The sequence below is a fragment of the Streptomyces sp. NPDC042259 genome (assembly GCF_055582085.1).
Genome location: NZ_JBVJDW010000013.1, coordinates 157593 through 168513, shown reverse-complemented (window position 1 = coordinate 168513; position 10921 = coordinate 157593). Strand labels below are relative to the sequence as shown.

9 protein-coding genes, 1 tRNA gene and 1 pseudogene are annotated in these 10921 nt (G+C 71.3%); 8 read left to right on the top strand and 3 right to left on the bottom strand.

The window, feature by feature from the left end; translation table 11 throughout:
* Positions 1-100 precede the first annotated feature (100 nt).
* From ACZ6MA_RS29145 to ACZ6MA_RS29110, 8 genes and pseudogenes are all read left to right on the top strand, one after another.
* Positions 101-439 (top strand): YbaB/EbfC family nucleoid-associated protein, encoded by a 339-nt coding sequence (locus ACZ6MA_RS29145; RefSeq protein WP_390146656.1) that lies wholly within the window; start codon positions 101-103, stop codon positions 437-439.
* Positions 440-528: 89 nt separating this feature from the next.
* On the top strand, positions 529-1128 hold the full coding sequence (gene recR / locus ACZ6MA_RS29140; RefSeq protein ID WP_390146659.1) for a recombination mediator RecR: 600 nt from the start codon (positions 529-531) through the stop codon (positions 1126-1128).
* Positions 1121-1777 carry a DUF5063 domain-containing protein gene (locus tag ACZ6MA_RS29135; protein ID WP_469437323.1) on the top strand — a complete coding sequence of 219 codons (657 nt, stop codon included), beginning with the start codon at positions 1121-1123 and terminating at the stop codon, positions 1775-1777. Before recR ends, ACZ6MA_RS29135 begins: the two co-directional genes overlap by 8 nt.
* Positions 1778-2013: 236 nt before the next feature.
* A complete protein-coding gene (locus ACZ6MA_RS29130) occupies positions 2014-3285 on the top strand; it encodes an aspartate kinase (RefSeq protein WP_469437322.1) in 1272 nt (423 codons plus the stop codon).
* Positions 3282-4373 carry an aspartate-semialdehyde dehydrogenase gene (locus ACZ6MA_RS29125; RefSeq protein ID WP_469437321.1) on the top strand — a complete coding sequence of 364 codons (1092 nt, stop codon included), beginning with the start codon at positions 3282-3284 and terminating at the stop codon, positions 4371-4373. Before ACZ6MA_RS29130 ends, ACZ6MA_RS29125 begins: the two co-directional genes overlap by 4 nt.
* 354 nt (positions 4374-4727) lie before the next feature.
* Positions 4728-5303: a SigE family RNA polymerase sigma factor gene (locus ACZ6MA_RS29120; protein ID WP_242626134.1), complete on the top strand. Its 576-nt coding sequence runs from the start codon at positions 4728-4730 to the stop codon at positions 5301-5303.
* A complete protein-coding gene (locus ACZ6MA_RS29115; protein WP_469437319.1) occupies positions 5300-6538 on the top strand; it encodes a hypothetical protein in 1239 nt (412 codons plus the stop codon). Before ACZ6MA_RS29120 ends, ACZ6MA_RS29115 begins: the two co-directional genes overlap by 4 nt.
* A 181-nt stretch (positions 6539-6719) precedes the next feature.
* Positions 6720-7274: pseudogene (locus tag ACZ6MA_RS29110) on the top strand (SURF1 family protein); the annotation flags it as partial.
* Between the two features lie 133 nt (positions 7275-7407).
* Here ACZ6MA_RS29110 and ACZ6MA_RS29105 read toward each other — a convergent pair.
* From ACZ6MA_RS29105 to ACZ6MA_RS29095, 3 genes are all read right to left on the bottom strand, one after another.
* The gene (locus ACZ6MA_RS29105; RefSeq protein ID WP_469437317.1) at positions 7408-9342 is read right to left on the bottom strand and encodes a S9 family peptidase; all 1935 of its coding nucleotides are present in this window, start codon (positions 9340-9342) and stop codon (positions 7408-7410) included.
* Between the two features lie 335 nt (positions 9343-9677).
* A tRNA-Pro gene (locus ACZ6MA_RS29100) sits at positions 9678-9751 on the bottom strand.
* Between the two features lie 108 nt (positions 9752-9859).
* A complete protein-coding gene (locus ACZ6MA_RS29095) occupies positions 9860-10786 on the bottom strand; it encodes a metallophosphoesterase (RefSeq protein WP_469437315.1) in 927 nt (308 codons plus the stop codon).
* Positions 10787-10921: the final 135 nt, after the last annotated feature.

The following is a 10921-nucleotide window of genomic DNA, read 5'->3' as shown; positions in this document are numbered from 1 at the left end:
GCGCTCCCGGACATCTTCCGACGGCGTAGGGCGCGGCGCGCGGCGAGCACGTAGGCTCGGGCTACCGAAGCAATCGTCGTCGACAGCCAGGAGCGAACCCGTGATTCCCGGTGGTGGCCAGCCGAACATGCAGCAGCTGCTTCAGCAGGCCCAGAAGATGCAGCAGGATCTCGCCGCGGCCCAGGAGGAGCTGGCTCGGACCCCGGTCGAGGGCACGGCGGGCGGTGGCCTGGTGAAGGCCACGGTCACCGGTGCCGGCGAGCTCCAGGCACTGGTCATCGACCCCAAGGCCGTGGACCCCGAGGACACCGAGACCCTCGCCGACCTCGTCCTCGCCGCGGTGCGTGACGCCAACGCCACCGCTCAGCAGCTGCAGCAGCAGAAGCTGGGCCCGCTCGCCCAGGGGCTGGGCGGCGGCATCCCCGGTCTGCCGTTCTGACCCCGGCCGGCGGCGGACCGTCCCCGACCGACGGCCCGTCGCCGCTGAACCGTCCGTAACCGAAGAAGCGCAGAAAGCGAATCCGATCCGTGTATGAAGGCGTGGTCCAGGACCTCATCGACGAGTTGGGCAGGCTGCCCGGCGTCGGTCCCAAGAGCGCGCAGCGGATCGCCTTCCACATCCTCCAGGCCGAGCCGGCCGACGTCCGCCGGCTCGCCCACGCACTGACCGAGGTCAAGGCGAAGGTCCGGTTCTGCGCCGTCTGCGGCAATGTGGCGCAGGAGGAGCGGTGCCGGGTCTGCTCGGACCCGCGCCGCGATCTCGCGGTGATCTGTGTCGTGGAGGAATCCAAGGACGTCGTCGCAATCGAGCGGACGCGGGAATTCCGCGGTCGCTATCACGTGCTCGGCGGGGCGATCAGCCCCATCGAGGGCGTCGGCCCGGACGACCTGCGGATCCGTGAGCTGCTGGCGCGGCTCGCGGACGGCACGGTCACCGAGCTGATCCTGGCCACCGACCCCAATCTTGAGGGGGAGGCCACGGCCACGTACCTCGCGCGCATGGTGAAGCCCATGGGTTTGAAGGTCACGAGGCTGGCCAGTGGTCTGCCTGTGGGTGGAGATCTGGAATATGCCGACGAGGTCACGCTCGGGCGTGCCTTCGAAGGGAGACGACTTCTCGATGTCTGACGCAACGCTCCATGACGCCAAGCGTGATCCGGACGATTTCGCCGTCCAGATCGCGGACTCGATCGAGAGTTTCATCGTGGCGGTCGCCGAGGTGTCCCGAGGCGACGAGCCCGACAGCGCCGTTCCCTTCCTGCTGCTGGAGCTCTCCCAGCTCATCCTGACCGGTGGCCGGCTGGGCGCGCACGAGGACTTCCTCCCGGACGAGCGGTACGAACCGGACGTGGGCCCCGAGCCGGACGTCGACGAACTGCGGGAGCGGTTCGCCCGGCTGCTGGACCCGGTCGACGTCTACGCGGAGGTGTTCGATCCGTACGTGCCGCGCAGCGCGCCCGTCGCGTGCCGGATCTCGGACGACCTCGCCGACATCATCACCGACCTGCGGCACGGCATGGCGCACTACCGCGACGGCCGCGTCAGCGAGGCGCTGTGGTGGTGGCAGTTCTCCTACCTGTCGAACTGGGGCCCCACCGCCTCCGCCGCCCTGCGGGCGCTGCAGTCGCTCGTCGCGCACGTCCGGCTGGACCAGCCGCTGGGCGAGCTGGACGGGCTGGACACGGACGACGCCGCGGCGGAGGAGAAGCTGGCCGAGGAAGCCGGCCAGGTCATGGCGGCCGAGATCGCGGGCCCGCTGGGGCTGCGCTCGATCTGAGCGTGCCCCCCTGAGGCCGGTCGTGTGACCTGGCTTACGTTCCCGTGTGCGCTGCGACGATACGGGCAGGGACCGTCGCGGAACGGGCGCGGCCGGGTGCGACGAGAACGTCGCGCCGTCTTGCCGCGCCGGTCATGTGGCGAGCGTTATGTCTCACCATGTGATATTGGCGAGGTGGATTCGGCCTGCTCGTTAGACTGAGTCGACCTCATTACATATAGCTGCGAGGAGCGCACGTGGGCCTTGTCGTGCAGAAGTACGGAGGCTCCTCCGTTGCCGATGCCGAAGGCATCAAGCGGGTCGCCAAGCGAATCGTGGAAGCCAAGAAGAACGGCCACCAGGTGGTCGTCGTGGTTTCCGCGATGGGTGACACGACGGACGAGTTGATCGATCTCGCCGCGCAGGTTTCGCCGATCCCTGCCGGGCGCGAGTTCGACATGCTGCTGACCGCCGGAGAGCGGATCTCCATGGCGCTGCTGGCGATGGCGATCAAAAACCTCGGTCACGAGGCACAGTCGTTCACCGGGAGCCAGGCCGGGGTCATCACCGACTCGGTCCACAACAAGGCGCGGATCATCGATGTCACGCCGGGCCGCATCCAGCAGTCGGTGGACGCGGGCAATATCGCGATCGTGGCCGGTTTCCAGGGTGTGTCCCAGGACAAGAAGGACATCACCACCCTGGGCCGCGGCGGTAGCGACACCACCGCCGTCGCGCTGGCCGCCGCGCTGAACGCCGAGGTGTGCGAGATCTACACCGACGTCGACGGGGTCTTCACCGCCGATCCGCGGGTCGTGAAGAAGGCCCGGAAGATCGAGTGGATCTCCTTCGAGGACATGCTGGAGCTGGCCAGCTCCGGATCCAAGGTGCTGCTGCACCGCTGCGTCGAGTACGCACGCCGTTACAACATCCCGATCCATGTGCGTTCGTCCTTTTCGGGGCTCAAGGGCACATGGGTCAGCAACGAACCGCAAGGGGACCAGCCGATGGAGCAGGCGATCATCTCGGGGGTTGCCCACGACACGTCCGAGGCGAAGGTCACGGTCGTCGGGGTGCCGGACAAGCCGGGCGAGGCCGCGACGATCTTCCGCGCGATCGCGGACGCCGAGATCAACATCGACATGGTCGTGCAGAACGTCTCGGCCGCGTCCACCGGTCTGACCGACATCTCCTTCACGCTGCCGAAGACCGAGGGCCGCAAGGCCATCGCGGCGCTGGAGAAGACGAAGGCCGGCGTCGGCTTCGACTCGCTGCGCTACGACGACCAGATCGCCAAGATCTCGCTGGTCGGCGCCGGGATGAAGACCAACCCCGGAGTCACCGCGACGTTCTTCGAGGCGCTGTCGAACGCCGGCGTGAACATCGAGCTGATCTCGACCTCCGAGATCCGCATCTCGGTCGTCACCCGTGCCGACGATGTGAACGAAGCGGTGCGCGCCGTGCACACGGCCTTCGGCCTGGACACCGAGAGCGACGAGGCGGTCGTTTACGGAGGCACCGGTCGATGACCGACGGTCATGCGGCCCGTACCGCGCGTACGGGCCGTAAGCCCACCCTCGCCGTCGTCGGCGCGACCGGCGCCGTGGGGACGGTCATGCTCGAGATCCTCTCGCAGCGCGAGGACGTCTGGGGCGAGATCCGTCTCGTCGCGTCGCCGCGCTCGGCGGGCCGGAAGCTGACCGTCCGGGGCGAGGAGGTCGAGGTCGTCGCGCTGAGCGAGGAGGCCTTCGACGGCGTCGACGTCGCGATGTTCGACGTGCCCGACGAGGTCTCCGCGCACTGGGCGCCGATCGCGGCCGCCAAGGGCGCGGTCGCCGTGGACAACTCCGGCGCCTTCCGGATGGATCCGGACGTGCCGCTGGTGGTGCCCGAGGTGAACGCGCACGCGGCCCGGATGCGGCCGCGCGGGATCATCTCCAATCCCAACTGCACCACCCTGTCGATGATCGTCGCGATGGGGGCCCTGCACGCCGAGTTCGGGCTGAGGGAGCTGATCGTCTCCTCGTACCAGGCGGCCTCCGGCGCGGGCAAGGACGGCGTCGACACCCTGCGCGCGCAGCTCGCGGCCGTCGCCGGTACGGAGCTGGGCACCCAGCCCGGCGATGTGCGGCGCGCGGTCGGTGACACGGCGGGACCGTTCCCGGCCCCGCTGGCGCTGAACGTCGTGCCGTGGGCCGGCTCCCTCAAGGAGGACGGCTGGTCCTCCGAGGAGCTCAAGGTCCGCAACGAGTCCCGCAAGATCCTGGGGCTGCCCGACCTGCGGGTCACCGCGACCTGCGTCCGGGTCCCGGTCGTCACCACGCACTCGCTGACCGTGCACGCGCGGTTCGAGAACGAGGTGACGGTGGACCAGGCGCACGAGATCCTGGCCAACGCGCCGGGGGTCGTGCTCTGCGACAACCCGGCCGAGGGCGAATTCCCCACGCCCGCCGATGTGGTGGGCACCGACCCGACCTGGGTCGGCCGGGTGCGGCGCTCGCTGGACGACCCGAAGGCGCTCGAACTCTTCGTCTGCGGCGACAATCTGCGCAAGGGCGCGGCCCTCAACACCGCCCAGATCGCGGAAGTCGTGGCGGCGGAGCTGACGGCCCCGTAATACTTGGGGGACGTGTGAAGGTCCTGTGATCAAGTCGTTGGTCCGGACCTCTTGAACTGGGCAGACGGTATGTTCGACGATTCGCTCCCCGCCCACTGCAACCGCAGCGGGGCGGGGAGCGTCTTTGTTGCCGTCTCTCACGGCGGTACCAAAATCGGGGATTCGGGAAGAGCTGGTACGCATGAGGGCATATGGCGCATCGTCGTTCGGCGCGTCGTCAAACGCGGTGCCTTGCGCGTACAACCCTGACGGGGGGAAGCGTGTCCAACAGGCGTGGCAGAGGTCATCAGCATCGCAACCGCCCCGAGGCGGAGCAGCGCCGCGGCACGCCCGCGTTCGCGCACGTCGGGCGGCATGCCGGTGATCGCCCCCTGGTCCGCTACCCGCCCCGCGCAGATACCTCCGCAGCGTGGGGACGCTGACGAGGCGATGGCAGCGGGCACCACAGTCGACCACCTCACCGAGACCTACCGTGCCCACTACCGGTCACTGCTCGGCCTCGCCGCCCTGCTCCTGGACGACACCGCGTCCTGCGAGGACGTGGTGCAGGAAGCCTTCATACGGGTGCATTCCGCGCGCAACCGCGTCCGCGACCCGGAAAAGACCCTCGCCTATTTGCGGCAGACTGTCGTCAATCTGTCCCGTTCCGCGCTTCGCCGCCGCATCCTCGGGCTGAAGCTGCTCTCCAAGCCGATGCCCGACATGGCGAGCGCGGAAGAGGGTGCGTACGAACAGCTGGAGCGCGACCAATTGATTCAAGCGATGCGTGGACTGCAGCGCCGCCAGCGCGAGGTCCTGGTTCTGCGCTACTTCGCCGACATGACCGAGGTGCAGGTCGCGGAGACGCTGGGCCTCTCGCTCGGCTCGGTCAAGGCCTACGGCTCGCGGGGCATCGCGGCGCTGCGCGTCGCCATGGAGGCCCCGGCATGAACCAGCACTTCCCGGACGGCCGCCGGAACCATGACCTCCGTAAGGATCGGCAGGAGCCGCAGGACGCGCGGCAGAGCCCGCAGCCGGACCCACAGCGAAATCACAGCCACCCCTTCGGTCACATCGGCCGTATCGGCCAGGCGTCCGGTGCCGAGGCGACGCCCGACGGCGCCGTGGGCGACGGCGACACGGTCGGCCACGCCATGGGCGACGGCGAGGTGAGCGACGGCGACGAGCAGGCGCTGCGCCGGCTGCTGCACGGCGTCGTCGACGACCTCGAACCCTCCCCCGACGCGCTGGAACACCTGCGGCGTGCCGTCCCCGCCCGGCGTACCCGACGCCGCCAGGCCGTGGTCGGCGTGGCGGCGGCCGTGATCCTCGGCGGTACGGCCATGCCGGCGCTCCTGCGCGTCGCCACCACCGGCGGCACCGCCGACGAGCGCCCGGCCAATGCCGCGAGCAGCCGGCAGACCGAGGAAGGCACCGCCGAGGGGCGGCGCAGCGGCGGCGGCGCGGGCCGTGAGCCCGAGGAAGGCGCCTCCCGCCCGGCCGACCGCGAGGACGAGGAGCACCAGGAGAAGCGCAAGGGGGAGGACGCCCGCCCCGAGAGTCACGCGGGCGGCGCCCCGGGCGGCCCCCTTCCCGGCCCCACCAGCACCCTCGCCGCGACCTCGCCGACCTGTGACCGCAACCAGCTCGGCAACGGCGCGGGCAGCGTCGGCGCGGCCGACAGGGAGGGCCGGGTCTACGGCTCCTTCCGGGTCGTCAATGTCTCCCGGGCCGTGTGCACGGTGGGCGGCCCGGGTGCCGTCGCCGTCACCGGGCAGGGCAGCGCCGAGACCTCCCGTGTCTCCGTCGTGGACCACACGGCCGGTGACGCCGCGACCGGGCTGCCCGACCCGTCCACCGAGCCCAGCGAGGTGATCCTCCAGCCCGGCCAGGCCTACGAGGTCAAGTTCGCCTGGGTCCCCGCGTCCGGCGGCGGGCCGAGCGGTTGCGCCAGCGCCGGCGGAGGCGGTGCCTCGCCGTCGCCCGCCGTGAGCACCTCCGCGGCCTCCGGCCCCACGGCCGCGGACCAGCCGACGGGCCAGGACACCCCCGAGCCCAAGCCGCCCGCCAGCGTCGTGGTCAGCCACACCCCGGACACCGGGGAGCCCGCCGCCGCGGACGCGAAGATCAACGACGCCTGCGCCGGCACGGTCTACCGCACCGGCCCGCTCGCCACCAAGCCGTAACCCCCGCCCGGCGGGCCCGGTTCGGTGCCGGGGCGGGCGCGGCCCGGCCCGGAACGGGAGGGGTCGGTGCCGCCCGGTGGATCGGTGCCCGTACCGTGGTGGTGTGTATCGGTTCCTGCTGACTCCCCGATGGTGGGGGATCAACGTCTTCGCCGTGCTGGCCATCCCCGTGTGTCTGTTCATGGGCAGCTGGCAGCTCGGCCGCTTCGAATCGCGTGTCGACTCGCACCGCGAACAGCAGACGCAGGCCGACAACGCCCGCACCGCCGCCGCCGAGCCGCTGCGCGACCTGCTGCCGGTGAGCACCGAGACCTCGGGCCGCCAGGCCACCGCGACCGGCCGCTACGACACCGCGCACCAGCTGCTCGTCCCGGACCGGGACCTCGAGGACCGCAAGGGCTTCTACGTCCTGACCCTGCTCCGGACCGACGGCGGCAAGGCCCTGCCCGTCGTGCGGGGCTGGCTGCCCGGCGACGCGAACTCCCGGCCCGACGCCGCCAAGGTGCCGGCCCCGCCCGCCGGCCACGTCACCGTGACCGGCGCGCTCCAGGCCTCGGAGACCCTCGGCTCCAAGGGCGTACGGACGGGCGGCGGGCTGCCCGAGGGGCAGCTCGGTGTGATCAGCGCGGCGTCGCTGGTCAACCTCGTGCCGTACGAGGTGTACGACGCGTGGATCACCGCCCCCAAGGCATCGGGCGCCATGATCCCGGTGCCCCCCTCCGCGGCGCCCGGCAGCGGCCTCGACCTCAAGGCCTTCCAGAACCTCGGCTACACCGGCGAGTGGTTCGCCGTCGCGGGCTTCGTCGTCTTCATGTGGTTCCGGCTGTTCCGCCGGGAGGCGGAAGTCGCCCGGGACCTGGCGCTCGGCATCACACCCGAGGAACCGGGCGGCCCGGATCACCCGACCGGTCCGAGTGGTCCGACAGGCCCGAGCGGTCCGAGTGACCCGGACGGTCCGAGCGGTCCGGACGGCCCAGATGGCGCTCCGCGAAAGCGATCTCCAGCCGAAGCTGCTTGATCCGCTCCTCCACGACCAGCGAGCCGTGCCCCGCGTCATAGCGGTACACCTCGTGCGGGTGCCCACGCTCCGCGAGCCGGTCCACGTAGTTCTCGACCTGCCGGATCGGGCAGCGCGGGTCGTTCATGCCCGCGGAGATGTAGACCGGGGCCCGCACGTCGTCGACGTACGTCAGCGGCGACGACGCGGCGTAGCGCTCCGGAACCTCCTCCGGGGTGCCGCCCAGCAGCGTGCGGTCCAGGGCCTTCAGCGCCTCCATCTCGTCGTGATAGGCCGTCACATAGTCCGCCACGGGGACCGCGGCGAGCCCCAGCGCCCAGGCGTCCGGCTGGGTGCCGAGGCCCAGCAGCGTCAGGTAGCCGCCCCAGGAGCCGCCCGCCAGGACCAGCCGGTCCGGGTCCGCGAGCCCGCTCGCCACCGCCCAGTCCCGCACGGCCGCGATGTCCTCCAGCTCGATCAGCCCCACCCGGTGCTTGAGCGCGTCCGTCCACGCCCTGCCGTAGCCCGTCGAGCCGCGGTAGTTGACCCGCACGACCGCGTAACCGTGATCCACCCAGGCCGCCGGCCCCGCGGCGAAGGCGTCGCTGTCGTGCCAGGTCGGGCCGCCATGGATGTCGAAGACGGTCGGGAACGGCCCCTCGCCCGCGGGCTTCTGCACCAGCGCGTGCACATCACCACCCGGCCCCGGCACCCAGGCGTCGCTGACCGGCACCGAGTCGGGGGCGCTCCCGACGCCGTGGTCCGCCACCGGCGGATCCAGCACGACCCGCCCGCTCGTGGACCGCACCACCGGCGGCTTCGCGGCCGAGGACCACAGGAACTCCACGGTCCCGTCCGGTCGCGGCAGCGCCCCGGACACCGTGCCCTCGGGAGTCTCCAGCCGGGTCAGCTCGCCGCTTCCCAGGTCGTACCGCCACAGCTCGCTGCGTGCCTGGTAGCTGTGCTCGATCAGCAGGGCGGAGCCGTCCGGATACCAGTCCGCGTCCAGGTCACCGGGCAGCTCGATGGCGAGTGTCGTCTCCTCGCCCGTCACCGGATCCCACAGGAGGGGCTCCCAGCGGCCGCGCCGCTGGTGCCCCACGAGCAGCCGGGAGTCCCCGTCGACCGGCGCGAAGCCCATGGCGGACAGGCCCAGCTCCTCGGTACCGCCCCGGGTGTCGTCCAGCTCGGCGACGGCCGTGCCGTCCGTCCGGACGACCCGGATCGCCGAGTGCATGGCATCGCCGTGCTCGGTGTGCTCGATCGCGATCAACGTCCCGTCATGGGACAGATCACCGACACCCGCGGACTCCGCGTGGCGGTAGATCTCCACGGGCCCGGCCCCGGGCCGTACGACGTGGATCGTCGAGCCCCCCTTGTCCGTGGAGCACCCCACGACGGCCGTGCCGTCCCGGCCGAGGGCCAGCCCGTCGGGGTAGGAGGGGTCGAGCCCGGGCGTCGCGGGCTCGTCCGGCCCGCCGTGGAAGGGCTGCCGCATCCAGATGCCGAACTCGTCGCCGTCCTTGTCCGAGAACCACCAGATCCACTCGCCGTCCGGGGACAGCAGACCGCCCGTCGTGCCGTTCGGCCGGTCGGTCGCCTGCCGCTGCGCGCCCGTCGCCCGGTCCCACGCGTACAGCTCGAAGGTGCCCGTCACGTTCGACGTGAACAGCGACCGGTCCGGGGCGTCCTCGGCCCATCTCGGCAGCCCCACCCGCGGCGCCCGGAAGCGCCTCTCCCAATCCGGCATGGACCCGTCGGCCCGCATGGACCCGTCGCCCCGCTGGGGCCCGTTGCTCTCAGTCATGCCCCCCATTCTGCGCCGAACGGGCGACAACGCGCCGCAGCCTGTGGATAACTCCGCGCCTCACGGCCGACCGGCCGCCGAGAGCCCCACCGGAAGCGAGCGAAACGCCACCGCGCGACCCCGCCCCGCACGCCCGCACATGAACTCCCCGCACCGCCCACGGCATTGGCTCCCCGCCCCACGCGCCCGACCCCCACAGGACCGAACACCGGCCTTTGCCGACCGACGAAAGAGTGGCCCCGCTCACACGGCCGGAAAACCGGAAAAGAACCCCGGAAACCACTCAGGGGCCTGATCCACTGAGTGGATCAGGCCCCTGACCTGGTCTTACGAAGTCGGGGTGGCGGGATTTGAACCCACGACCTCTTCGTCCCGAACGAAGCGCGCTGCCAAGCTGCGCTACACCCCGATGTGCCCCCGAGTTTCCGCTTTCGCAGGTCCCCGGCGCAACAGGCTCTACTTTAGCGGACCCGGGCCCGGAGACGAAATCCGATTCCCGGGGCCGCTCCGGCGGGGGTCAGTCCCGCGCGGTCAGGGTGAGCAGGGTGGCCTCGGGGGGGCACGCGAAGCGGACCGGGGTGTAGCGGTTCGTGCCGCAGCCGGCGGAGACGTGGAGGTAGGAGCGGTTGCCGCCGGCCCGGTGGGTGGAGAGGCCCTTCACGCGCTTCGTGTCGATGTCGCAGTTGGTGACGAGAGCGCCGTAGAAGGGGATGCAGAGCTGGCCGCCGTGGGTGTGCCCGGCGAGGATCAGCGGGTAGCGGTCGGCGGTGAAGGCGTCGAGCACCCGGAGGTAGGGGGCGTGGACGACGGCGAGCGAGAAGTCGGCGTCCTCCCGGGGGCCGCCCGTGACGTGTGCGTACCGGTCCCGCTTGATGTGCGGGTCGTCGAGGCCGGTCAGGGCGATCTCATAGCCGTCGATCTTGAGGCTGCCCCGGGTGTTGGTGAGGTTGACCCAGCCCGCGCAGTCGAACCCGTCGCGCAGGTCCTCCCACGGGTTGTGGATCGCGGCGACCGCGGGCGCGTTGCCGTTCAGCCCGTGCCGGCCGCTGGCCTTCTCCAGCAGGTAGCGGGCGGGGTTGCGCAGCTTGGGCCCGTAGTAGTCGTTGGAGCCGAAGACATAGGCACCGGGGAACTCCATCAGCGGGCCGAGGGCGTCCAGCGTCTCGGGCACGCCCTCCGGGTCGGAGAGGTTGTCACCGGTGTTGATGACGAAGTCGGGACGCAGGCCGGCCAGCGACTGGAGCCAGCGCTGCTTCTTGCGCTGCCCGCCGACCATGTGGATGTCGGAGACCTGGAGGACCCGCAGGGGCCGCATGCCGTGTGGCAGCACGGGCACGGTGACCCGCCGCAGCCGGAAGGACCGGACTTCGAAGCCGGCGGCATAGGCAATGCCGGCGGCGCCGACGGCCGTGATTCCCAGGGGTACTCCGTATCGCGCACGCATGCTGCCCATGGTCGCAGACCGGCGGGGCCACCGGGTCACGGGCCGGGGGCCGAGCGGGAGTTACGACCCGGCGAGGGGCGCCGACCGGGCGGCCGCGGGGAGGCGAACGCGTCCTCGCCGGGCCTTTCCGGGCTC